Origin of the sequence: Nocardia sp. NPDC004654 (assembly GCF_040609595.1) — a bacterium.
GTDB lineage: Bacteria > Actinomycetota > Actinomycetes > Mycobacteriales > Mycobacteriaceae > Nocardia.
In genome coordinates this window covers 702,763-726,144 of record NZ_JBEXKI010000002.1, presented here as the reverse complement: position 1 = coordinate 726,144, position 23,382 = coordinate 702,763, and the positions used below count along the sequence as shown (strand labels likewise).

The following is a 23,382-nucleotide window of genomic DNA, read 5'->3' as shown; positions in this document are numbered from 1 at the left end:
AGGAGAACTCGAACATGACACGCTCGGTCTTCACCCAGACGCTGAAGGAACAGCGGCGCGGCCTGATCGGCTGGTCGATCGGCCTGTCCATCATCCCGATGATGTATCTGCCGTCCTACCAGTCGCTCCGGGACCAGGGCACGCTCGATATCGGGCAGAACGCGATGTACGACGCCATGGGTCTCAGCGATTTCGCCAGCGCCACCGGCTATCTCAACTCCACGGTGTTCTCGCTCATGGGTCTGCTGCTCATGCTGATCTTCACGGTCACCTTCGCCACCCGGTCGGTGACGCAGGAGGAGAACGGCATGCTCGATCTGCTGCTCGCCCAGCCGATCGGCCGGAAAAACCTGCTGGCGCAACGGTTCGCGGCGCTCGCGGCGCAGACCGCGGCGGTCACCACGGTGCTGACGCTGAGCGTCCTCGCGGGCGCGAACAGCGGTGGCTTGGATATCGCCACCGGGCACATCGTGGCCGCGAGCGCGGGGCTCGGCCTGCTGAGCCTGCTGATCGGGGCCATCACCCTGCTGCTCGGCGCGGCGACCGGAAAGCGCCCTCTGACATTGGGTTTCGCGGCGCTCGTGACGGTCGCGGGCTATCTGGCGAACAACCTCGGCGGGATGTTCGACGGGGGTGAGTGGCTGCGCAGGCTCTCACCGTTCTACTACGCCAACGGTGACTCGCCGCTGGTCAACGGCGCCAACCCCGTCCACCTGGCGGTGCTCGTCGCGCTGGCTGCGGTGGCCGTCGCGGTCGCGCTGGCCGCGTTCGAGCGCCGCGACCTCGCGGTGTGACCGCTGCGCACGGGGCGGGCCGACACGGCCTGCCCCGTTTTCCCGTTTCTCCGGAACGAAAGGGATACTCGACCGATGACCAGCACCGAACACGACCGACCCGCGCCAACGCCCGAACAGTTGGCGTTCGTCGAGGATTTCGCGCTCGTGCTCGAACGCATGGGTCTGGTCCGGATGACCGGTCGCGCGGCGGGCTGGCTGCTGGTGTGCGATCCGCCCGAGCAGACCTTCGCCCAGATCGCCGACGCGCTACAGGCGTCCAAAGGCTCGATCTCCAACTCGCTCAAGCAGTTGACCACCATGCGCTGGGTCGACAAGAGCTCCAAACCCGGGGACCGCAAGGACTACTACTCCATCCGGCCCGGCATCATGCCGGAGCTGATCCGTTCGCAGGCCGGCCAGTACACCGACCTGACCGCGATGACCGCGCGCGGACTCGCGCTGTTCGAGGACCCGCAGAGCGAACAGGCCGCGCGCGTCCTCGACATTCACGAGTTCTTCGTCTGGCTGAGCAAGGAGATGCCCGCCCTGGTCGACCGGTGGTACGCCGAGCACCGGTCCTGAACCGAACGCTCAGGCCAGCATTTTGGCCCGCAGCGCCGCGATGTCGGCGTCGGTGAGGCCGAGACCGTCGCGCGCGTACGCGTCGAAGCCGCCATAGGACTGGTTCACCTGATCGAAAGCGGCGTCCAGCCACTCGGATCGCACGCCGTTGAGCGGATCGTTCGGCCCCGCGTCGCGGTACTGGTTGGACAACAGGTAGTCCTCGGTGACGGTGGCGCGATCGACGCCGAGCAGCGTCAGCAGCACCGCCGTGGCCCAGCCGGTGCGGTCCTTGCCCGCGGTGCAGTGGTAGAGCACGGCGCCGTCGCCGGTCTCGATGACGTCGCGCAGCACCGACGCGAAGGCCGCGTTGGCGCCCGGTGCGGTGACGAAGGCGCGGTACAGGTCGCCGCCGCCGGTGAGCGCGGTGACCAGAACCTGCGGCGGCGCCTGGCCGATGACATCGTTCCAGCGCTCGCCGGACCCCGCCGGGACGCGGTCGGGCGCGATCGCCCGCTCGTGGCCGGTGCGCAGATCCGCGACGACGCGAACTCGGCGCTCACCGAGCGCGGCCATATCGGCGGGCGTCGCGTTGTTGAGCTGCCCGGTGCGATAGACCAGACCGGTGCGCACGAGGCGGCCGTCGACGGTGCGGTAACCGCCCACGTCCCTGGCGTTCTGGACACCTTGCAGGCCGAGCGAACGGTCCAACACGGTGTCCGCGGCGACCACCGGGTCGGCCACGGCGACACCGGCCACCGGGCCGAACGCGATGGCAAGACCGGTCGCGGCGGCGAGCGAGACGCGCAGTGCGCGAACCGAAGTCACGTCGACGGGTTCCCTTCCTCGCGCCCGCCGAGTCGGCGGGCAGTTCGTACGGGCCGCTCAGGCCGCGGCGGCCTCGAAACGGGACAGCGCCAGCAGACGCGAGATGGCGCGCAGGTACTTCTTGCGGTACCCGCCGTCCAGCATCTCCTGGGAGAAGATCTCGTCCAGTTTCGCGCCCGAGACGGTGACGGGGACGCTGGCGTCGTACAGGCGGTCGGCGAGCACCACGATGCGCAGCGCGACGGCCTGGTCGGTCACGGGGTGTACCCCGGAGATGAACACCGCCGAGAGCCCGGAGATCAGCGCGCCGTACTTGGACGGGTGCAGCGTGCTCAGGTGCTTCAGCAGGGCGTCGAAGTCGTCGAGCGTGGAACCCGGTGTGGCCGAGGCGCGTTCGGCGAGCACGTCGGGCGAGGTCGGCTCCGGCGCGGGCGGCAGGTCGCGGTGCCGGTAGTCCGGTCCGTCGACGCGCACGGCCTCGAAGATCGCGCCCAGCTTCTTGATCTCGCGCATGAAATCCTGCGCGGCGAAACGTCCTTCGCCCAGCTGGCCGGGCAGGGTGTTGGAGGTGGCGGCGATGGACACGCCGCGGGCGGACAGCTCGGTCAGCAGGCGCGACACGAGCATGGTGTCGCCCGGATCGTCGAGCTCGAATTCGTCGATGCACAGGACGCTGTTGGCCGCGAGCCGCTCGACGGCGTTGTTGAAGCCGAGCGCGCCGACGAGGTTGGTCAGTTCGCCGAACGTGCCGAACGATTTCGGCGCGGGCGCGCTGTGGAAGATGGAGGCGAGCAGGTGCGTCTTGCCGACGCCGAAGCCGCCGTCGAGGTACAGGCCCGCGCCGCTGACCTGCTTCTTCTTGCCGAACAGGCTCTTCTTGCCCGCGGACTTGTGAATCTTGGCCACCTGCCCGGCGAAGTCCTCGGCCTTGCGCACGGCGGCGGCCTGGCTGGGCTCCTTGGGGTCCGGGATGTAGGAGGCGAAACTGACCTCGTCGAACATGGGCGGAGGCACCATTTGGGCGACGAGCTGGTCCGCCGGAACCTCCGGATGGCGATCGACAAGGCGTTCTTGCATGGACGAAGCCTAAAGACGTGGTGTGATCTGACTTCATGCAGCGTATCCACAATGCGATCCAGCTCACAGAGCTGAGCCGCGAAGACCTCGCCATGCTCTACGCCTATCCCTTCGACCTCCAGGCCCCCTGGGTCCGCGCGAATTTCGTCGCCAGCATCGACGGCGCCGCGACCAGCGAGGACGCGACCGCGGGACTCGGCACCCCGGCCGACAAGACGGTGTTCATGCTCCTCCGCGAACTCGCCGACGTGGTCGTGGTCGGCGCGGGCACGGTCCGCGCGGAGAACTACGGCGGCGCGCGCACCAGCGCGACCCGCCGCAGGGAGCTCTACGACCGCGGGCTCGGCGGACATCCGGACGGCGCGCCGCCGCCGATCGCGGTGGTCACCGCCAGCGCCGCCCTGGAACCGGGCTGCCGCCTGTTCACCGACACCGCGGTGCCGCCGCTGATCATCACCACCAGCATCGCGCCCGCCGACCGCAAGCTCGCGCTCGCCGAAGCAGGCGGCGTGGTGATCGAGGCGGGCGGCGTCGCGGTGACCCCGAAGGGTCTGCTCGCGGCGCTCGCCGAGCGCGGGCTCACCCGGGTGCTGTGCGAGGGCGGGCCGCACCTGTTCGGCGAACTGCTGGAAGCGGACGCGATCGACGAGCTGTGCCTGACCACCGCGCCGGTGCTGGTCGGCGGCACCGCTCGGCGAATCTCGCTGTCCGCGCACGAGTTCCGGATGCCGATGGAGCGCAGGCACATCGTGCTCGACACCGACGGCACGATGCTGACCCGATGGGCCCGTCGGTGAAACACGCGTCCGAACCTGGCAGGCTGTAGCGCATGCGCTGGACTCGAGCCGCCGTGCTGGCCTCGGCACTGTCGATGATGATCGCCGGATGCGGCGCGGGCCCGTCCGATCGTCCCGTCGTCGCCGTCGAGCATCCGGCCGTCGGCGGCGGAGAGACCTCGGCGTCGACCCCGCCCCCGCCGCCCAACGCCGAGGTGCCCAAGACCGACCTGAGCTGGCGCGAGTGCACCGCGCCGACCCTCGATCTGCTCGGCCTCGGCCCCGCGCCCGCCGGTCTGGTGCTGGACTGCGCGGAGTACTCCACGCCGATCGATGCCGCGGGCAGCGTGCTCGGCAGCTTCCGCACCGGCGCGATGCGGGCCCGGCTCCCCCAGACCCCGACCGACGTCGCACCGCTGGTCCTGACCTCGGGCACGGACCGCTCGTCCACCGCGACGCTCGCCGGTCTCGCTGTCGGTCCGGCGAGCGCAGTGCTCAGCGCGCGCCCGATCGTCGCGGTGGACCGGCGCGGCCTCGGCACCTCCCAGCCGATCGACTGCCTGCCGCCCGACATCCGGCGCGGCCTCGCCGACAACGCCCAGTTCGGACCCGACGCGGCCGATCCGGTGCAGGCGGTGGCCGGGCTGAGCCGGGAGGCCACCATCTCCTGCCGCGATTTCCTGCAGCCCTACGAAGGCACCTTCGACGCGCCGCACGCGGCCGACGACATCGAACAGCTGCGCAGGCAGTGGCAGGTCGAGCACATCGACCTGCTCGGCACCGGCAACGGCGCGCGCGTCGCGCTCAGCTACGCGCGCAAGTTCGGCGATCACCTGGCCCGTTTGGCGCTCGACTCCCCCGAGGCCGTCGGCGCCGACGCTGTCACCGCCGAGGAGCAGCGCCTGCAAGGCGCGGAAGCGGCGCTCACCGCGTTCGCCCAGCGCTGCACCGGGCTGGGCTGCTCGCTCGGGCCCGACCCGCGCGCGGCGATCACCGACCTGGTCCGCAAGGCGGGCGAGGGCGGTCTCGGCGACATCTCCGCCAACGCGCTGCTCACCGCGATCAGCGGCTTCCTCGGATCGCCGCGCGCCGATCAGTCCAACCGGATCACCGAACTGGCCGACGCGCTCTCGGCGGCCGGGCGTGGCGACCGGGCCGCGCTCGGCAACCTGGTGCTGCGCGAATCGGCGGCAACCGCGAGCGACGGCCAGTTCGTCAACCGCTGCACCGACATTCAGCAACCGCCGACCCCCAGCAAGGCGTCCGAGCTGACGGCCGCGTGGGGTCAGAAGTATCCGGTGTTCGGCCGGAGCGCGGCGATCGCGCTGATGGCCTGCTCGGCGTGGCCGGTCGCGGGCGCGCCGCCGCTGCCGGAGAAATTCACCCTCCCGGTGCTGGTGTTCGGCGGCATCGCCGACCCGGTGGTGGGCAACGGCGGTCAGGCCTCGGTGACGGGCGCGCTTGGCGCCGCGGGCGCGCGGCACGCGTCGACGACCTGGCAGGGCTGGGGGCACCCGGTGTTCACCCACTCGGGCTGCGCGCAGCGAATGCTGCTGGACTATCTGAAGGAGGCGCGGCTGCCGCAGGACGGCAGCGCCTGTCCGGCCTGAACGCCCCGGTCATAGCCTGATTGCATGGCGTGTCTCGCCGCGCCGAGACATATCCCGGCAACCTGAGCGCCGCCCATCCGGTGTACCGTGCCCCAGTGTTACTTCGACAGCTCGAGCCTCGCACCGCTCGCACCACCGCCGAGGTGATCAAGTTCGCACTCTGGCCTCTCGCGGTCATGACGGTGCTGAACAGGGTATTCATCAAGGCTGTCAACGGGTTCATCACCGACGACTACAAGCCGGTCTACAACGCCTCGCTGGCCTTCCTCAACGGCCGCCCGGTCTACACCGCCAACTTCGACACGGTGGACCCGCACTACCTGTATCCGCCGGGCGGCACGCTGCTCATCGCGCCCCTCGCGCTGATCGATCCCGAGAAATCGCGCTGGTGCTTCATCCTGCTGAACGCCGCCGCCATTCTGCTCGCCTGGTATCTGCTGCTGCGACTGTTCAAGTACACGCTGAAGTCGGTGGCCGCGCCCGCGCTGCTGCTGGCCATGTTCATGTCCGAGACGGTCATCAACACGCTGGTCTTCACCAATGTGAACGGCTGCATCCTGCTGGCCGAGCTGCTCTTCCTGCACCTGTTGCTGGCTCGGCGCGATTTGTGGGCGGGCGCGATACTCGGATTGAGCATCACAGTGAAACCCGTGTTGGCGCCGCTGGTCTTGATCCCGGCGGCACGCGGACAGTGGAAGGTCTTCATCACCGCCATCGGCGTGCCCGTCGCACTCACCGCGATCGCCTGGCCGCTGCTGAAGGACCCCGAGCAGTTCTTCACCAGGACCCTCCCCTACCTCATGGAGACCAGGGACTACTTCAACAGCGCGATCGCGGGCAACGCCGCCTACTACGGCCTGCCGGACGCGCTGGCCTGGGGCATCCGCCTCACGATGGCCGGACTGGTGGCGATCTCGCTGTGGATTCTGTACCGCTGGTACCGCGACGACGAACTGTTCTGCGTCACCACGTCTTCGGGTGTGCTGCTCACCGCCATGTTCCTGCTGCCCGGTCTCGGCCAGATGTACTACTCGATGATGCTGTTCCCGTTCCTGATGTCGGTGGTGCTGCGCAACTCGGTGCTGCGCAACTGGCCCGCCTGGCTGGCGATCTTCGGGTTCATGTCCTACGACAAGTGGCTGTCGGACCGCTGGCAGAGCTTCGGACGCAACCTCGAGTACCTGCGCATCACGTTCGGCTGGAGCCTGCTGCTCATCGTGGTGTTCTGCGTGCTCGGCGATCGCTATCTGGCCGCCCGCCGGGAAGGCCGTCTGCCGTTCGGCATCGATCCGGTGTGGATGCGGACCGCGCCCGACAGTCGCGACGGCGCCGAGGCGGACGTGGCGTCCGACGACGCGGGCGACTCCGTCGCGGCGCCCGCCGACCGGACGCGGGCCCAGGCTTCGCCCAGCTCACCCAACGGATCGGAGCCTGCCGAGGAGAAACGTATTAGCGTGGAGCAATGAGTTCCGACGCCGAAACGTCCCTGCCCGCGCCACGGCTCCAGCTGACGCCGCAGCAGTGGCGCGCCAAGCTGGACCCCGAGGAGTACGCGGTGCTACGCGAGGCCGCGACCGAACGTCCGTTCACCGGTGAGTACACCGACACCAAGACCGAGGGCGTATACAGCTGTCGCGCCTGCGACGCCGAATTGTTCCGCAGCACCGAGAAATTCGAGTCGCACTGCGGATGGCCGTCGTTCTTCGATCCGGCGAAATCCGACGCGGTGATCCTGCGTTCGGACAATTCGCTGGGCATGCACCGGGTCGAAGTGCTGTGCGCGAACTGCCACAGCCACCTCGGCCACGTGTTCGAGGGCGAAGGCTATCCGACGCCCACCGACCAGCGCTATTGCATCAACTCCATCGCTCTGCGGCTGCACCCCTCGGACAGCGCAGCCGGGTAGCCGACCGAACGCTCAGCGCAGAATACGGGTCCGCCGACGCGCCGTGCATGCCCCGAAATCTCGGGGCACGCACTGCGGCGTCTGTCAGGGCAGCGCCGCGATGAGCTTGTCGACCTCCACGCGCGGGCCGGTGAAGAACGGCACCTCTTCGCGGACGTGCAGGCGCGCCTCGGTGGCCCGCAGATCGCGCATGAGATCCACGATCCGGTGCAGTTCCGGCGCCTCGAAGGCGAGGATCCACTCGTAGTCGCCGAGCGCGAACGAGCTCACGGTGTTGGCGCGCACGTCCGGGTAGCCGCGGGCGGCCTTGCCGTGGTCGGCCAGCATCTTGCGACGCTCCTCGTCGGGCAGCAGGTACCACTCGTAGGAGCGCACGAACGGGTACACGCAGATGTAGTTGCCCGGGTCCTCACCGGCCAGGAACGCCGGGATGTGGCTCTTGTTGAACTCGGCGGGGCGGTGCAGCGCCACATTGCTCCACACCGGGTCGCTGGCCCGGCCCAGCTCGGTGGTCCTGCGGAAGTCCGCGTAGGCCGCCTGCAGGTCCTCCACCCGCTCGGCGTGCGTCCAGATCATGAAGTCGGCGTCGGCGCGCATGCCCGCCACGTCGTAGATGCCGCGCACCACCACGTCGCGCTCGGCGAGCCCGTCGAAGAACGCGCGCGCCTCCTTGACGGCCGCCTCGCGATCCTCGCCTAGCACGCCCGGCTGCACCTGGAACACCGAGAACATCAGGTAGCGAATGGTGGAGTTGAGAGCTTGATAGTCGAGTCGCGCCATGGTTCCTATCGTGCCACTGCGGCCACCACACCCCGGTGCTCGGGGCGGGCCTGTCGGTGCAGCGCATCGGGGTGCCCGCGCGGCGGAGCGGAATACCGGAACGATTCCCCCGTCGGTGCCCGTGTTGGACCCCGCAGTTTCGCGATTTGCGCACGACATCGGGACGACGCGCCACCGTCGGTGACGCAGCGCTCGGCGGGCCGAGTCGCGGCGTCGGGCGGCGCAGCACCGAACGGGAGTCGGATCGTTGTCGGCCCGTCGGCGCCGTCGCGGCGAGGGAGGTGATCAGGCGAGCGATTCGGCGATGCGGCGTGCGGCGTTCTCACCGGAGGCGACGCAGGCTGGGACGCCGACTCCGTGCAGGTAGGCCCCCGCCAGTGCGAGGCCGTCGAGATCGGCTGTGGTGGACTCGATTTCGGCGATGCGGTCGACGTGGCCGACGGCGTACTGGGCCAGACCGCCGGGCCAGCGTTGCACGATCGCTTCCTCCGGATCGATCACGGCCCCGGTGACGGTGGCGAGGTCTTCGGTGGCGGCGGCGATCAGGTCGGCGTCCGACCAGGACAGCGGTGCGTCGTCGCCGAACTTGCCGAAGGAGGCGCGCACCAGCGCGGTCTTGCGCTCGGCCAGGTGCGGCCACTTGCGGCTGGACAGCGTGAAGGCCTTGGCGCGCAGGGGTTCTCCGGTCGCCACCAGAATGCCGGAGTTGTCGGGCAGCGCGGTGTCCCTCGGCAGCGACAGCGCGACGACGACCGAGGACGACAGCTCGATCCCGGCGGCCGCGTCCGCCGCCCCCGGCGCGACGTAGCGCAGCAGCTTGGCGGTGACCGGCGCCGGGGTGGCGAGCACCACGGCGTCCACGCGACCGAGCGGATCGAGTACCCAGCCGCCGGTGGCGCGGGCGAGGCGGGTGGCCGGTGTCGCGGTGACGAACCGGGCGGCCGCGGCCTCCGCCAGCGCGTCCAGCAGCACCCGATACCCGTCGCGGATGCCGCCGAACACCGGCTCGTCCGACGGTGGGGGCAGCGCGGCGGCCACCGCGTGGGTGAGGCTCGGCGCGCCCGCGTCCAGCGCGGCGGCCAGGCCGGGCAGGGCGGCGCGGACACCGATGGAGCGGGAGCTGCCCGCGTACACCCCGCCGAGCAGCGGGTCGACGCTGCGCTCGGCGACCTGCTTGCCGAACCGGTCGGCGACCAGGCTGTACACGTCCAGGTCGGCGTCCGGGTACCAGGTCAGTGCGCGCTCGGGTTCGGCGGCGACCCGCGCCAGCGTGTCGGCGTCGACCAGGCCGCGCAGGGACTCGGCGTCGGAAGGAATGCCCATGAGGGTGCGCGGCGGCAGCGGGTGCGCCGTACCACCGGCCCAGACCAGGGGACGCCGCCCGGCGGGTGTCACCAGCTGGTCGGTCAACCCGAGTTCGCCGAGCAACGCGGGTACTTCCGGCCTGCGTCCGACGAACGCCTCCGCTCCCAGATCCAGTGGCTCCCCGCCCATTTCACCGGTGTGCAGGATGCCGCCGAGTCGTTCTGCGCGATCCAGCACCACGATGTCGGCGTCCGCGCCGAGCCGCGTGCGCAGCCGGTACGCCGCAACGAGACCACTGATCCCACCGCCGACAATCGCGATCCTCATGTCTGCGACGGTATCCCGTTCGCCGATCTTTTCCGCCGCCGCCCCGCTGTCCGATTCGTCACTCCCGGCCCGACCACAGCCCAGCGCAAGCGGTCCGACGCCCCGCGCGCACGAACGCCGCTGCACCCGCACGGCCGCTCGGCGCCGCGCCAACAGACCCGCTCGCCGCCGTGACCTCGGCGCGACGGCGCGACCGAAGCGGCGGTTCTAGAGCTCGTGGACGAGCTCGACCAGGGCGGTGAGGACGCCGGGGTCGGTCTCCGGCAGGACGCCGTGCCCGAGGTTGAAGATGTGGCCCGCCGCGCCCATCGTGATCGCCTGATCGGCTTCGCGGGCGATGCGCCTGGCCTCGGCTTCGACGGCCTCGGGTCCGGCGAAGAGGATGGCCGGATCCAGGTTGCCCTGCAAGGCTTTTCCGGCGCCGACGCGGCGGACCGCCTCGGTCAGCGGGACCCGCCAGTCGACGCCGACCACGTCAGCGCCCGCCTCGCCCATCGCGCCCAGCAGCTCGCCGGTACCGACGCCGAAGTGGATGCGCGGCACGCCCGCGTCGGCGATCTCGGCGAACACCCGCTCGGAGTGCGGCAGCACGAAGGTCCGGTAGTCCGCCAGCGAGAGCGCGCCCGCCCAGGAGTCGAACAGCTGCACCGCGTCCACGCCCGCGGCCAGCTGCGCCTGCAGGAACACGATGGTGATGTCGGTGAGCGCGCCGAGCAGTTCGTGCCAGGTCTTGGGGTCGGCGTGCATCATCGCCTTGGTGCGCTCGTGGTGCTTGCTCGGCCCGCCTTCGACGAGGTACGAGGCCAGGGTGAACGGCGCGCCCGCGAAACCGATCAGCGGGGTCTGGCCCAGCGCGTCGGTGAGCAGGCGCACGCCCTCGGTGACCGCGTGCACCTCCTCGGGCCGCAGCCGGGGCAGCGCGCGCACGTCGTCGTGGGTGCGCACCGGCGATGCGACGACGGGGCCGACGCCGGGCACGATGTCGAGGTCGATACCGGCCGCCTTGAGCGGAACGACGATGTCGGAGAACAAGATCGCCGCGTCGACGCCGTGCCTGCGGATCGGCTGCATGGTGATCTCGCACACCAGCTCCGGGTCGAAGCAGGACTCCAACATGCCGATGCCCGCGCGCAGTTCGCGGTACTCGGGCAGCGATCGTCCGGCCTGGCGCATGAACCACACCGGGCGCCGACTCGGGGTGGCGCCGGTGGCGGCGGCCAGGAACGGGGCGTCGGTCAACCGGCGGCGAGTGTAGGTGCTCATCACCGCTATCGTATGCGCGCCCGGCGGGCGGCCACGGACCGGCCGAACCGTGCCGTGACGGGGCGTCAGCGGCGCGCCTCCGCCCGCGCCGGGGGCACAAGGTCTACCGTCGCTTTTGTGACACCGCTCGACTTCCGCGACGGCGCCGCACCGACCGAAGGCCCCCAAGGCGAACCTGCTCCATTTCGCGCCGCGGTCGAGGCGATGGGCACCGCAACCGTGCATCCTCGGATCGAGCTCGCGCCCATCCGGCCGCCGCAACGCCTCGCGCCGTTCTCCTACGCCATCGGCGCCGAAGTCAAACATCCCGAGACCCCCGTGGTTCCGGTCGATTCCGAGGGTGACGCGTTCGGCAGGCTGATCCTGTTGCACGACCCGGACGGTGACGACGCCTGGCACGGGGTGTTCCGTCTGGTGGCCTACATCCAGGCCGATATCGACGCCGCGCTGGCCACCGACCCGCTGCTGCCCGAGGTGGCCTGGAGCTGGCTGGTCGACGCGCTCGAGTCGCGTTCCGAGCCGTTCACCGCGCTCGGCGGCACCGTCACCTCGACGAGTTCGGTGCGCTACGGCGACATCGCGGGCCCACCGCGCGCCCACCAACTGGAGCTGCGCGCCTCGTGGACCGCGCTGACCACGGAGATGCGTCCGCACGTCGAAGCGTTCTGCGAAGTGCTCGCCTATTCGGCGGGTCTGCCGCCCGCGGGAATCACCCATCTGCGCCCGCAGTCGTATACCAGCAACGACCACAACTGACCACAACGTAAAGTTCAGGTCTATGCCGGTAGGAGACCAGCCCGAAGACGGGCGCGCGGGAGACAGCACAGCGGAACCTCTGCTCGCCCCCGTCGATGGAGTGCCGCCGGTCCTTGCCACCGCGGACGAGGTCGCCGCGGCGGCCGCGAAGCTTGCGACGGGCACCGGTCCGCTCGCGGTCGACGCCGAACGCGCCTCGGGCTTCCGCTACTCCGCGCGCGCCTACCTGATCCAGCTGCGCCGCGCGGGCGCGGGCACCTTCCTGATCGACCCGATCCCGGTGACGGACGCGCTCACGCCGCTGGGCGAGGCGATCAACGACCTGGAGTGGGTGCTGCACTCGGCCGATCAGGATCTGCCGGGGCTCGCGGAACTGGGGCTGCGCCCCGCGCGACTGTTCGACACCGAGCTCGGCGGCAGGCTGGCCGGATACGAGCGGGTCGGATTGGCCGCGATGGTCGAGAAGCTGCTGGGACGGGCGCTGCGCAAGGGCCACGGCGCCGCCGACTGGTCGACCCGCCCGCTGCCCGCCGAATGGCTCAACTACGCCGCGCTGGACGTGGAACTGCTGCTGGAGCTGCGCGCCAAGGTCGCCGCCGACCTGGAGGTGCAGGGCAAGACCGATTGGGCGGCACAGGAATTCGAGCACATCCGCACCACCGAACCGCCCGCGCCCAAGGCCGACCGTTGGCGGCGCACCTCCGGCATCCACACCCTGCGCCGCGCGCGTCAGCTCGCGGTCGTGCGCGAGCTGTGGACGACGCGGGACGCGCTGGCCCGCGCCCGTGACGTCGCGCCCGCCCGTATCCTGCCGGACTCTGCCATCGTCTCCGCCGCGACCGGCGACCCGCGCACCATCGCCCAGCTGCGCGCCCTCCCGGTGTTCGGCGGCCCGCGCCAGCGCCGGTATTCGCGGGAATGGCTCGGCGCCATCGATCGCGCCCGCGGACTGCCGGACAGCGAGCTGCCCCCGCTGACCCAACCATTCGACGGTCCGCCCCCGCCGAACCGCTGGGAGCGCCGCGACCCGATCGCCGCGGCCCGCCTGGCCCGCGCCCGCGCCGCGATGGGCGAGCTCTCGCTCGAGCACGCCATCCCGGTCGAGAACCTGCTCTCCCCCGACCTGGTCCGCAGACTGTGCTGGGACGGACTGCCGGAATACGATCGCGGCGACACCGCCGAACTCGCGGCCGCGGTCGACGGTTTCCTCAAGTCCGGCGGGGCCCGTCCTTGGCAACGTGAACTCGCCGTCCCCCGTCTCACCACCGCTCTGGCGCCGACACCCGCCTGACCGCGTGGTCGCGGCCCACCCTGGCAGCGCGAGCCGATCGCCCTCGGCTCACCACCGCACACCAGCCACCACGCTGCCTGACCGCGCGTGGTCGCGGCCCGCTCTGGCAGCGCGAGCCGATCGCCCTCGGCTCACCACCGCACACCAGCCACCACGCCCGCCTGGCCCTGCGTGATCACGGCCCACCCTGACAGCGCGCCACCGCCGCTCTGGCTCACCGTCGCACTCATACCTGCGGCTGCCCGACCTCGCGGGGTCGAACGTCCCACTCGACGGCCTTCTGCCTCGGTAGCGTCGAACTCGCCCTCCCCCGGCTCACCGTCTTGCTCACGCCTGCCGCAATGACGTCGCGGCCGACGGGCCGCGGACTGTCCCACGCTCCCGCGATGATCAGGATCCGAAAGCGACGCCCTCTCGGGCGGCGAGGGCGGCCGAGCGAGGATTTCGGGCCGACAACCCAGCGCGCCCCGCGCTCGGGATCCGAGGCGGGGCGCGCGAGATCGCGGGATCAGCTGGCGTCGAGCCAGCCGGTGATGCGCCGGGCGATGTCGATCGGGGTCAGGCCGAGTTCCTCGTGGACCTGGTTGCGCGAGGCGTGGTCCAGGAACTGCTGCGGGACGCCGAGGTCGCGAGTGGGGACGTCCAGACCGGAGGAGCGCAGGCGGGCCGAGACGGTGGAGCCGATGCCGCCGTGCAGGCCGCCGTCCTCGAGGGTGACCACCAGGCGGTAGTTCTCCGCGAGCTTCACCACGGTGTCGGAGACCGGCAGCACCCAGCGCGGATCGATCACGGTGACCGAGACACCCTCCGGCGCAAGCAGATCCGCGACCCGCAGCGCCGTCTCGGCGAACGAGCCGACCGCGACGACCAGCACGTCGCCGCGCTGCGCCTGCGCCGAGCCGCCCTCGGCGTCCGGCAGCCGCAGCACGTCCACGCCGTCGAGACGTTCGACCGCCGGGATGTCCTCGGTCACACTGCCCTTCGGGAAGCGCAGCGCGGTGGGCCCGTCGTCGACGGCCAGCGCCTCGCCCAGTTCTTCGCGGAGGGTGGCGGCGTCGCGCGGGGCGGCGACGCGGATGCCGGGGATGATGCCGAGCACCGACAGGTCCCACATGCCGTTGTGGCTGGCGCCGTCGGAACCGGTGATGCCCGCGCGGTCCAGCACCACGGTGACGGGCTGCTTCAGCAGCGCCACATCCATCAGCAGCTGATCGAAGGCGCGGTTGAGGAAGGTCGAGTAGATCGCGACCACGGGATGCAGACCGCCGAGCGCGAGACCGGCCGCCGACGCCATGGCGTGCTGTTCGGCGATGCCGACGTCGAACATGCGGTCCGGGAACCGCTCGCCGAACGCGGCCAGACCGGTCGGGCCGGGCATCGCGGCGGTGATGGCGACGATGTCGTCGCGCTGTTCGGCGTGCGCGATCAGTTCCTCGGAGAAGACCGAGGTCCAGCCGACCGCCTTCGGACCGCCGACCGGACGACCGGTCAGCGGGTCGATGGGGTCGCAGGCGTGCATCTGGTCGGCGACGTGATTCTCGGCGGGCGCGTAGCCGCGCCCCTTCTGGGTGACCGCGTGCACCACCACCGGACCGCCGAAGTCCTTGGCGCGGCGCAGCGCCGCCTCCATGGCGGCGACGTCGTGGCCGTCCACCGGGCCGACGTACTTGAGCCCGAGATCGCTGAACAACTCCTGCGGGCTCACCGCGTCCTTGATGCCCGCCTTCACCGCGTGCACCATCGAATAGGCCGATTCGCCCACCCGCGGAATGCTCTTGAGAATCCGCTTGCCCGCGTCCAGGGCCACCTCGTAGGCGGGCTGGGTGCGCAGCGCGGTGAGCCGCTCGGCGAGGCCGCCGATGGTCGGGGCGTACGAGCGGCCGTTGTCGTTGACGACGATCACCACCGAGCGGTCCGGCGCGGCGGCGATGTTGTTCAACGCCTCCCAGCACATACCGCCGGTGAGCGCGCCGTCGCCGACGATCGCGACGACGTGCCTGCCCTGTCCGGTGAGCTGGAACGCCTTGGCCAGACCGTCGGCGTAGGACAGCGCCGCGGAGGCGTGCGAGGACTCCACCCAGTCGTGCGCGCTCTCCGCGCGGCTCGGGTAGCCCGACAGCCCGCCCTGCTTGCGCAGACCGTCGAACTGGTCCTTGCGGCCGGTGAGGATCTTGTGCACGTAGGCCTGGTGGCCGGTGTCGAAGATCAACGGGTCGGCGGGCGAATCGAAGACTCGATGCAGCGCGATGGTCAGTTCCACCACGCCGAGGTTCGGTCCCAGGTGACCGCCGGTAGCGGCGACCTTCTGCACCAGGAACTCGCGGATCTCCTCCGCCAGCTCCTTCAGCTCGGCCACGTTCAGCCGGCGCAAGTCTTCGGGCGTGTCGACCCGGGAAAGCACTCCCACCTGAACTCGCTCCCTCCGGATAGCGCTTCTGATCCGATCAGTCTACGGAGCGGTGACAGTGCCACTTTCCGACAACTGCCTGTCACCAGCCGACTTCGTCGCGACATGTGAGACTGGACACGCGCGAGCCGGACGAAAACGTCCGGCCGTGCGCTCTACGGTACCTGTCGGCCGCGCGGGGCTGGACGGAGTAGCCCCAAAGTTCGCGCAAGCCCGCGGCGAACGGCCATACAGTGGTCGGGTGGCCGAGCCCGAGCGAGTGGTTCCGCGAACGACCGATTCCGGTGTGGTGGCACGCATCGTCGCCGACGTGTACGCCGAGTGCCTGGCCGACCGGTCCGGCGAGCCGGCGGACTACATTCCCGAACTCGCGGCGGTGCAAGCGGATTCGTTCGGCCTGTGCGTGGCCACCGCCGACGGACGGGTGTACGGCGCCGGTGACGTGCACGTCCCCTTCACGATCCAGTCGATCTCCAAGCCGTTCAGCTACGCGCTGGCGCTCGCCGATCGCGGGCCCGCCGCGGTGGCCGAGCGAATCGACGTGGAGCCCTCCGGCGAAGCGTTCAACGAGATCAGCCTGGACCCGGTGACCGCGCGTCCGCGCAATCCGATGATCAACGCGGGCGCCATCACCGCTTCCGCACTGATCGACGGTCGCGACGCCGCCGAGAGGTTCGAGCGGGTGCGCCGCTGCTACTCCCGTTTCGCCGGGCGCGAGCTGCGCGTGAACGAGGCCGTCTACGCCTCCGAGGCACGCACCGGTTACCGCAACCGCGCCATCGGCTACCTGCTGCGCTCCTTCGGCGTCATCGACTCCGATCCGGACGAGGCGGTGGACCGCTACTTTCGGCAGTGCTCGATCGACGTCACCTGCCACGATCTCGCCGTGATGGCCGCGACACTGGCCAACAACGGCGTCAATCCGCTCACCAGGGAGCGGGCCCTGTCGAGCACGCTGACCGAACAGGTGCTGAGCGTGATGACGACCTGCGGCATGTACGACGCGGCGGGCGAGTGGGTGAGCACCGTCGGCATGCCCGCCAAGAGCGGGGTCGGCGGTGGCATCCTGGCGGTGCTGCCCGGGCAGATCGGGATCGCCGTCTACTCCCCGCGCCTGGACCGGCACGGCAACAGCGTGCGCGGTGTCGCGGCCTGCCGGGAACTGTCGCGGCGGCTGGAGCTGCACTTCCTGCACGTCACCCGGTCGGCGCGCACGGCGATCCGCGCCGACTACACAGTGGTGGAGGTGCCCTCCCGGATGCGGCGCAGCACCGAGGAGATCGCGGTGCTCGACGAGCACGGACACCGAGCCAGGGTCTACGAACTGCACGGCGATCTGCTGTTCGCGGGGGCCGAGGGCGCGGTGCGCGCGATCGAGAAGCGGGCCGAAGACCTGGACGCGCTGGTGATCGACCTGCGCCGGGTGGGTGAGGTCAGCGTGATCGCGGTGACCATGCTCGACGAGCTGCGACGCGAACTCGCCGCGACCGGGTGCCTGGTCGCGCTGGTGGATCCGGACGCCAAGCTGGGGCGTCTGGTGTCGAGCCTGGACCCCGCCGACCCGCGCGGCCGGGTCTTCATCGACCGCGACACCGCCACGGAGTGGTGCGAGGACATCGTGCTCGCCCGCCACCGTCCCGCCGACGAACCGGCGTGCACGTCGATCACGGTCGAGGAGCATCCCGCGCTCGCGGCTCTCGACCGCGAGGCGCGGGCGCGGCTGGCGGAGGATTTCGAGATGCGCACCGTCGCGCGTGGCGAGGTGATCGCCCACCGCGGCAGCAGCCGTTCCGGGCTGTATCTGATCTTGGAGGGCCGGGTCCGGCTCAGCTTCGAAGGCGCAGACGGACGCGCCCACCGGCTGGTCACCCTCTCGGCGGGGATGTCGTTCGGGGAGATCCCGATGCTGGTCGGCACGCCGTTCGTGAACGAGGCGCGGGCCGAGACAGCCGTCCGAGTCGCGGTGCTGAGCCCCGCCCGCTTCGACATGCTCGCCGAACGCGCGCCGGAGCTGAAGCTGGCGCTGCTGGAACGGCTGGCGGCGGGCGCGTACGCCCAGATGGACGCCGCCGTGCGGGCGATCGCGGTACGCGGCGGGGACTATTGAGCCGATTCATCCGTTGAGCCAGCGACGAGGACCGACACCGCCGAGCGAGGAGCGCAGCGACGTGAGCAAGAAGAAGTCCGACACCGGCACGGTCACCACCTTCGGGCAGGGCAGCGTGCGCGCGACCCCGGATCTGATGCGCGTCACCATTTCCCTCGAGACGAGGGCGAGCAAGGTCGCGCTGGCCTACGGGCAGGCGGGCGAGCGGGTCGCGGCGGTCAGCGCGGCGCTGCGCGCAAACGGCGTCGCCGACTCCGACATCGCCACGAGTGGGCTGTCGGTGCGCACCGAGACGGTGTGGACCGAGGGGCAGGGCAACCGCATCACGGGTTATCTCGCGACCGCCGACCTGACGGTGGCGCTGCGCGACATCGACGCCGAAGCGGGGGCCGACACCGGGCCCGCGACGATCATCGCCGACGCGGTGGAGGCGGGCGGCGACGACGTCCGGCTCGGCGGGCTCACCCTCACCTTCGCCGATCAGGCGGGTTTGCTCGCGCGGGCCCGCGACGCGGCGTGGGACAACGCGCTGGCCAAGGCCGAGCAGTACGCCGCGCGGGCGGGCCGGGCGCTGGGCTCGGTGCTGGAGATCACCGAGAACGCCGCGTCCGCACCGCCTTTCGCGCCGCGGATGCGCGCCATGTCGGCGCCGGTGGGTGAGGTCGCGTTCGCCGCGGCGGTGCCGGTCGAGCTCGGCGAATCGGAGGTGTCGGCGAGCGTGCGCGCCACCTGGGAATTGGACTGAGGGAGCCGCGGATTCGCCGCGATCGGCGCGCGGGCGACCCTATAGTGAAGGCGCGCGGCGGACCGGGCGCCGCGGGTCAGGAGCCGCCATGTCCTTCGTGCTCGTCGACCGGCCGCGGCCGCATATCGCGCTGGTGACGCTGAACCGGCCGGACCGGATGAACGCCATGGCCTTCGATGTGATGATCCCGCTGCGCGAGGCGCTCGAGCAGGTGAGCGCCGACAACGACGTCCGCGTGGTGGTGCTGACCGGTGCAGGACAAGGCTTCTGTTCGGGCGCCGACCTCCAAGGCGCCGGGCGGGTGCCGAACACGGCGGGGCTCACTCCCACTACGGTCGCGCGTCGCTCGATGGACCTGCTCAACGACGGGATGATCACGCTGCGCCGGATGCACCAGCCGGTGATCGCCGCGGTCAACGGCGCGGCCATCGGCGGCGGGTTCTGCCTCGCGGTCGGCGCCGACATCCGCGTCGCCGGCGAGGACGCGTATTTCCGCGCCGCGGGCATCAACAACGGCCTCACCTCGACCGAGCTCGGCATGAGCTTCCTGCTGCCGCGCGCCATCGGCTCCGCGCGCGCCTTCGAGATCATGCTCTCCGGACGCGACGTCGACGCCGTCGAGGCCGAGCGGATCGGTCTGGTCTCGCGCACCGTGCCCACCGCGAAACTCCTCGACACCTGCTACGACCTCGCCGAACGCATCATCGGCTTCAGCCGGGTCGGCACCGAACTCACCAAGCGGATGCTGTGGAGCGGACTGGAGGCGAGCAGCTTCGAGTCACATATGCAGCAGGAGGGCCTCGCCCAGCTCTACGTCCGCCTCACCACCGACAACTTCGACGAGGCCATCCGCGCCCGCCGCGACCGCCGTCCACCCCATTACGAACACTGACCGGACGGAGCTCTGGCTCGGCCATGTCCGCCGCGGCCCGAGGGAACGAATCCGGTGTTCAGTCCGCCAGAAACTCGAGCCGATTGCCGACGCCGTCCTCGGTGAAGAAGCGGCGGCGCCCCGGGATTTCGGCGGGATCGGCCCAGCGCACCGGATGACCCGCGCTCGCGACCGCCTCGGCCGTCGCGTCGATGTCGACGACGAACGCGGGATGCGCCTTGGCGGCGGGGCGGAAGTCGGCCTCCACTCCCACGTGCAGCTCGCCATCGGGTCCACCGTGGCCGGGCACCCGGAACCAGCAGCCGCCACGCGCCGCCAGCAGCGGCGGCTTCGGCAGCTCTGGCCAGCCGAGCACACCGGTGTAGAACGCGCGCTGCGCGTCCTCGGATCCCGGCGGACAGCTCACCTGCACGTGATGGATCACCACATCCCTCCCGCCGAGTCGACCAGTCCCCCACTGGCACAGGGACTCCCGGCGCCGACTCTACGCCGACCCGCGGTCGTCCGGATCCCGCCGCTACTGCACCCCGGCCGGTCAGCGCTCCAGCAGCGCAAGGCATTCCACGTGGTGGGTCGCGGGGAAGGCGTCGAAGGCGCGCAGGTCGACGAGGCGGTAGCCGTGCGATCGATAGAGGCCCAGGTCGCGGGCGAACGCGGCCGGGTCGCAGCCGACGTGGACGATGCGGGCGGGAGCGGCCGTGGCCACCGCCGCGACCACCTCCTTGCCCGCACCCGCGCGCGGCGGATCCAGTACCACGGCCCGTGGCGCGGCGCCGCCCACATGCTCGGTCAGCCAGCGTTCGACACGTTCCGCGCGCAGATCCACCCAGGGCAGGTCGTGCAGTGCGGCCTGTCCGTCGGCCACGGCGGAACGCGCCGACTCCACCGCGAGCACCGAGCCCCGCGCGCCCACTCGGTCCGCCAGGCGCGCCGCGAAAACCCCTGCACCGCTGTACAAATCCCAGGCCAGGTCACCGTGGTCGAGACCCGACCAGTCCGCTACCACGTCCGAATAACATTGCGCCGCAAGGCGATGCGCCTGCCAGAACCCGGTCGCCGCGATCTCCCAGCGCCGTCCGGCGACGTACTCCACGGCCCGCCCTGTGCCGTCGACCACCCATTCGTCGCGGGCGGCGTGCGTCGCGGCGCGGCGCGCCACCGCCTCGCGGCGCGCCTCCTCCGGATCCTCGACCCGCTCCTCCCCTCGGCCCGAGGGTCCCGCGGCACCGCGCGGCCGCTCCGAGCCCTGGTTCCCGCCGCGCCGCCCCCGCGGTCCGCCACCGTGCCGCCGCCCCCGCCGGGCGGTCACTTGCTCGGCGGGCGGCAGTTCCACCAGGTGCCGCACACCGTCCCCGTCCACCGCGACGACCAGATCCGCGCCCGGCGTCCAGATCCGGTCGGCGATGCCGTTCATCGCACCCGAAACCGGTTGCGGGCAGCGCAGATCCGCGATCACCTCGGTGCTGCGATAGCGGTGCACACCGGCCCGCCCCTCGGCGTCGACCGGCAGCCGGATCCTGGTGCGCCAGCCGCCGCTCGCGTCGTCCGGATAACCGGCGATCGGTTCGACGACGATCTCGCGCTCGATCCCCGCGAGCCTGCGCAACTGTTCGGCGACCACCATCGCCTTCAGCTCCCGCTGCGCGGCGGGCGTCGCGTGCGAGAAATCGCAGCAGCCCGCGCCGCCCGGCCCCGACACCGGGCAGGTCGGCGGCACTCGGTCCGGCGAAGGCTCCAGAACCTGCACGGCGTCGGCACGGCAGAACGAACCGCCGCGGTCCTCGGTGACCGTGGCGCGCACCAGCTCGCCAGGCAGCCCGTGCCGCACGAACACGACCCGGCCCTCGTGCCTGCCGACACAGAACCCGCCGTGTCCGGGCGGGCCGAGCCGCAGGTCGAAGGTCCTGCCGAACCAGTCGGTCATCGCGCGGGCCCGCTCGGGCAGGGCTGCGGCGCGTTCATACCCGATCCTCGTAGCCGCGCCGTACCGCGCCGGGCGCGTTGATCTCGCCCGCCTGTCCGGCCCGCGTCGTCGACGAACTCAGCTGCCACGGCACCGAGGTCACCATGACACCGGGCTCGAAGAGCAGCCTGCCCTTGAGACGCAGCGCGCTCTGGTTGTGCAGCACCTGCTCCCACCAGTGGCCGACGACGTACTCGGGAATGAACACCGTCACCACGTCGCGCGGGGCGTCGCGGCGCACCCGCTTGACGTAGTCCAGCACCGGCTTGGTGATCTCGCGGTAGGGCGATTCGATCACCTTGAGCGGCACGGTGATATCGCTCTTCTCCCATTCCCGCACCAGCGCCCTGGTGTCGGCCTCGTCGACGTTCACCGTGATCGCCTCGAGCGTGTCGGGGCGGGTGGCGCGCGCGTAGGCCAGCGCGCGCCGTGTCGGCAGGTGCAGTCGGGAGACCAGCACGATCGAATGCGAACGGCTCGGCAGCACGCCGTCCCACTCGTGCTCGTCGAGCTCCCTGGCGACCGAGTCGTAGTGGCGGCGGATGCTCTTCATCACCACGAAGATGGAGACCATGGTCAGGATCGCGATCCAGGCGCCCGCGAAGAACTTGGTGATGAGCACGATGATCAGCACCGCGCCGGTGGCGCTGAGGCCGACCGCGTTGATCACCCGGGAACGCTGCATCCTGGCCCGCTGCGCCGGATCGGTCTCGGTGCGCAGCAGCCTCGTCCAGTGCCGCAGCATGCCGGTCTGGCTGAGCACGAACGAGACGAACACGCCGACGATGTAGAGCTGGATGAGCTTGGTGACCTCGGCCCCGAAGACGACGACGAACGCGATCGCCGCGCCGGACAGGAACAGGATGCCGTTGCTGAAGGCCAGCCGGTCACCGCGGGTGTGCAGCTGGCGCGGCAAATAGCGGTCCTGCGCCAGAATCGAACCGAGTACCGGGAAGCCGTTGAAGGCCGTGTTGGCGGCCAGCACCAGGATCAGCGCGGTGACGATGGTGATGAAGAAGAACCCGATCGGGAAGCCTTGGAACACCGTGTCGGCGATCTGGGCGATCAGCGTCTTCTGGTGGTAGTCGTCGGGCGCGCCGATCAGGTTGTGGGTGTCGTGGGCGTACACGATGCCGATCTTCTGCGCCAGGATGATGATGCCCATCAGCAGCGTGATCGCGATGCTGCCCAGCAGCAGCAGCGTGGTCGCGGCATTGCGCGACTTGGGCTTGCGGAAGGCGGGCACGCCGTTGCTGATCGCCTCGACACCGGTCAGCGCGGCACAGCCGGAGGAGAAGGCGCGCGCGAGCAGGAAGGCGAAGGCCACGCCGTAGAGGTGCTCGTCCTCGGCGGCGAGGCCGAATCCGGACGACTCGGCCCGCAGTTCCTCCCCGAGCACCACGGTGCGGAACAGGCCCCAGCCGAGCATGACGAACATGCCGAAGATGAACGCGTAAGTCGGGATCGCGAACGCGGTGCCCGATTCCCGGACGCCGCGCAGGTTCATCGCGGTCAGCAGCGCGATGGCCACCACCGCGAACAGCACCTTGTGGGTGGCCACGAAGGGAATGGCCGAGCCGATGTTGGAGGCGGCCGAGGAGATCGACACCGCGACGGTGAGCACGTAGTCCACCAGCAGGGCGCTGCCGACCGTGAGTCCCGCGGTGGGGCCGAGGTTGGTGGTCGCGACCTCGTAGTCGCCGCCGCCGGACGGGTAGGCGTGCACGTTCTGGCGGTAGCTGGCCACCACCACGGCCATCACGAACGCGACGGCGAGACCTACCCAGGGCGTGTAGACGTAGGCCGAGATACCGGCCGCCGACAGCACGAGAAAGATCTCCTCCGGCGCGTACGCGACCGACGACATGGCGTCGGAGGCGAACACCGGAAGCGCGATTCGCTTGGGCAGCAGTGTGTGCCCCAGCGAATCGCTACGAAAGGGCCTGCCCAGCAGCATCCGCTTGGCTGCCGTCGTCAACTTGGACACTGAAGCGAGCATAGATCCCCCGGCC

At 70.7% G+C, this 23,382-nt stretch carries 20 protein-coding genes; 11 read left to right on the top strand and 9 right to left on the bottom strand.

All coding sequences use genetic code 11. The features are described from left to right. Positions 1-14 precede the first annotated feature (14 nt). Positions 15-794 (top strand): ABC transporter permease subunit, encoded by a 780-nt coding sequence (locus tag ABZV58_RS09195; RefSeq protein ID WP_354999619.1) that lies wholly within the window; start codon positions 15-17, stop codon positions 792-794. 75 nt (positions 795-869) lie between these two features. Beyond that, entirely contained in the window at positions 870-1,358 is a 489-nt protein-coding gene (locus ABZV58_RS09190; protein ID WP_354999618.1) for a winged helix DNA-binding protein, read from the top strand. Between the two features lie 9 nt (positions 1,359-1,367). On the opposite strand, the gene ABZV58_RS09185 is transcribed toward ABZV58_RS09190, so the two are convergent. Together ABZV58_RS09185 and zapE are read right to left on the bottom strand one after the other, a co-directional pair. Continuing rightward, positions 1,368-2,165, bottom strand: coding sequence for a tyrosine-protein phosphatase (locus ABZV58_RS09185; protein WP_354999617.1), 798 nt, complete (start codon positions 2,163-2,165; stop codon positions 1,368-1,370). Positions 2,166-2,222: 57 nt separating this feature from the next. Then, positions 2,223-3,242: a cell division protein ZapE gene (gene zapE, locus ABZV58_RS09180; protein ID WP_354999616.1), complete on the bottom strand. Its 1,020-nt coding sequence runs from the start codon at positions 3,240-3,242 to the stop codon at positions 2,223-2,225. 35 nt (positions 3,243-3,277) lie between these two features. Between zapE and ABZV58_RS09175 the strand changes: the two genes are divergently transcribed. From ABZV58_RS09175 to msrB, 4 genes are all read left to right on the top strand, one after another. Continuing rightward, positions 3,278-4,039, top strand: a complete 762-nt coding sequence (locus tag ABZV58_RS09175) for a pyrimidine reductase family protein (protein WP_354999615.1) — start codon at positions 3,278-3,280, stop codon at positions 4,037-4,039. Positions 4,040-4,071: 32 nt separating this feature from the next. After that, positions 4,072-5,628: an alpha/beta hydrolase gene (locus tag ABZV58_RS09170; RefSeq protein WP_354999614.1), complete on the top strand. Its 1,557-nt coding sequence runs from the start codon at positions 4,072-4,074 to the stop codon at positions 5,626-5,628. A gap of 62 nt (positions 5,629-5,690) precedes the next feature. After that, entirely contained in the window at positions 5,691-7,094 is a 1,404-nt protein-coding gene (locus ABZV58_RS09165) for a glycosyltransferase family 87 protein (protein ID WP_354999866.1), read from the top strand. Beyond that, a complete protein-coding gene (gene msrB, locus ABZV58_RS09160) occupies positions 7,091-7,534 on the top strand; it encodes a peptide-methionine (R)-S-oxide reductase MsrB (RefSeq protein ID WP_067779651.1) in 444 nt (147 codons plus the stop codon). Before ABZV58_RS09165 ends, msrB begins: the two co-directional genes overlap by 4 nt. A gap of 84 nt (positions 7,535-7,618) precedes the next feature. Here the strand turns inward: msrB and hemQ are convergent, their stop codons facing one another. The 3 genes from hemQ to hemE form a co-directional block, all read right to left on the bottom strand. Then, positions 7,619-8,314, bottom strand: coding sequence for a hydrogen peroxide-dependent heme synthase (gene hemQ / locus ABZV58_RS09155; protein ID WP_354999613.1), 696 nt, complete (start codon positions 8,312-8,314; stop codon positions 7,619-7,621). Positions 8,315-8,599: 285 nt separating this feature from the next. After that, on the bottom strand, positions 8,600-9,946 hold the full coding sequence (locus ABZV58_RS09150; protein ID WP_354999612.1) for a protoporphyrinogen oxidase: 1,347 nt from the start codon (positions 9,944-9,946) through the stop codon (positions 8,600-8,602). A 207-nt stretch (positions 9,947-10,153) separates the two neighbouring features. Beyond that, positions 10,154-11,218, bottom strand: a complete 1,065-nt coding sequence (hemE, locus tag ABZV58_RS09145) for a uroporphyrinogen decarboxylase (RefSeq protein WP_354999865.1) — start codon at positions 11,216-11,218, stop codon at positions 10,154-10,156. Positions 11,219-11,326: 108 nt separating this feature from the next. On the opposite strand from hemE, the gene ABZV58_RS09140 reads away from it, so the two are divergent. Further along, on the top strand, positions 11,327-11,965 hold the full coding sequence (locus ABZV58_RS09140) for a DUF3000 domain-containing protein (RefSeq protein WP_354999611.1): 639 nt from the start codon (positions 11,327-11,329) through the stop codon (positions 11,963-11,965). Between the two features lie 22 nt (positions 11,966-11,987). Next, complete coding sequence (locus ABZV58_RS09135) at positions 11,988-13,256, top strand: ribonuclease D (protein WP_354999610.1); 1,269 nt, start codon at positions 11,988-11,990, stop codon at positions 13,254-13,256. A 508-nt stretch (positions 13,257-13,764) separates the two neighbouring features. Here ABZV58_RS09135 and dxs read toward each other — a convergent pair. Beyond that, a complete protein-coding gene (gene dxs / locus ABZV58_RS09130) occupies positions 13,765-15,663 on the bottom strand; it encodes a 1-deoxy-D-xylulose-5-phosphate synthase (protein WP_354999609.1) in 1,899 nt (632 codons plus the stop codon). Positions 15,664-15,949: 286 nt separating this feature from the next. Between dxs and glsA the strand changes: the two genes are divergently transcribed. The 3 genes from glsA to ABZV58_RS09115 all read left to right on the top strand — a co-directional run bounded on the left by glsA (position 15,950) and on the right by ABZV58_RS09115 (position 19,407). Then, on the top strand, positions 15,950-17,770 hold the full coding sequence (glsA, locus tag ABZV58_RS09125) for a glutaminase A (RefSeq protein ID WP_354999864.1): 1,821 nt from the start codon (positions 15,950-15,952) through the stop codon (positions 17,768-17,770). 61 nt (positions 17,771-17,831) lie between these two features. Next, positions 17,832-18,515 carry an SIMPL domain-containing protein gene (locus tag ABZV58_RS09120; protein ID WP_354999608.1) on the top strand — a complete coding sequence of 228 codons (684 nt, stop codon included), beginning with the start codon at positions 17,832-17,834 and terminating at the stop codon, positions 18,513-18,515. Between the two features lie 88 nt (positions 18,516-18,603). Next, positions 18,604-19,407, top strand: coding sequence for an enoyl-CoA hydratase (locus ABZV58_RS09115; protein WP_354999607.1), 804 nt, complete (start codon positions 18,604-18,606; stop codon positions 19,405-19,407). A gap of 58 nt (positions 19,408-19,465) precedes the next feature. Here the strand turns inward: ABZV58_RS09115 and ABZV58_RS09110 are convergent, their stop codons facing one another. The 3 genes from ABZV58_RS09110 to ABZV58_RS09100 form a co-directional block, all read right to left on the bottom strand. Further along, positions 19,466-19,834: a glyoxalase gene (locus ABZV58_RS09110; protein WP_354999606.1), complete on the bottom strand. Its 369-nt coding sequence runs from the start codon at positions 19,832-19,834 to the stop codon at positions 19,466-19,468. 108 nt (positions 19,835-19,942) lie between these two features. After that, a complete protein-coding gene (locus tag ABZV58_RS09105) occupies positions 19,943-21,331 on the bottom strand; it encodes a TRAM domain-containing protein (RefSeq protein WP_354999605.1) in 1,389 nt (462 codons plus the stop codon). A 34-nt stretch (positions 21,332-21,365) separates the two neighbouring features. Further along, on the bottom strand, positions 21,366-23,357 hold the full coding sequence (locus tag ABZV58_RS09100; RefSeq protein WP_354999604.1) for an APC family permease: 1,992 nt from the start codon (positions 23,355-23,357) through the stop codon (positions 21,366-21,368). Between the last annotated feature and the right edge of the window lie 25 nt (positions 23,358-23,382).

Coding starts and splice junctions, on each gene's coding strand:
- ABZV58_RS09195 (WP_354999619.1), top strand. CDS start 15: ATGACACGCTCGGTCTTCACCCAGACGCTGAAGGAACAGCGGCGCGGC.
- ABZV58_RS09175 (WP_354999615.1), top strand. CDS start 3,278: ATGCAGCGTATCCACAATGCGATCCAGCTCACAGAGCTGAGCCGCGAA.
- ABZV58_RS09105 (WP_354999605.1), bottom strand. CDS start 21,331: ATGACCGACTGGTTCGGCAGGACCTTCGACCTGCGGCTCGGCCCGCCC.
- ABZV58_RS09150 (WP_354999612.1), bottom strand. CDS start 9,946: ATGAGGATCGCGATTGTCGGCGGTGGGATCAGTGGTCTCGTTGCGGCG.
- ABZV58_RS09190 (WP_354999618.1), top strand. CDS start 870: ATGACCAGCACCGAACACGACCGACCCGCGCCAACGCCCGAACAGTTG.
- ABZV58_RS09115 (WP_354999607.1), top strand. CDS start 18,604: ATGTCCTTCGTGCTCGTCGACCGGCCGCGGCCGCATATCGCGCTGGTG.
- ABZV58_RS09170 (WP_354999614.1), top strand. CDS start 4,072: ATGCGCTGGACTCGAGCCGCCGTGCTGGCCTCGGCACTGTCGATGATG.
- ABZV58_RS09135 (WP_354999610.1), top strand. CDS start 11,988: ATGCCGGTAGGAGACCAGCCCGAAGACGGGCGCGCGGGAGACAGCACA.
- hemQ (WP_354999613.1), bottom strand. CDS start 8,314: ATGGCGCGACTCGACTATCAAGCTCTCAACTCCACCATTCGCTACCTG.
- zapE (WP_354999616.1), bottom strand. CDS start 3,242: ATGCAAGAACGCCTTGTCGATCGCCATCCGGAGGTTCCGGCGGACCAG.
- msrB (WP_067779651.1), top strand. CDS start 7,091: ATGAGTTCCGACGCCGAAACGTCCCTGCCCGCGCCACGGCTCCAGCTG.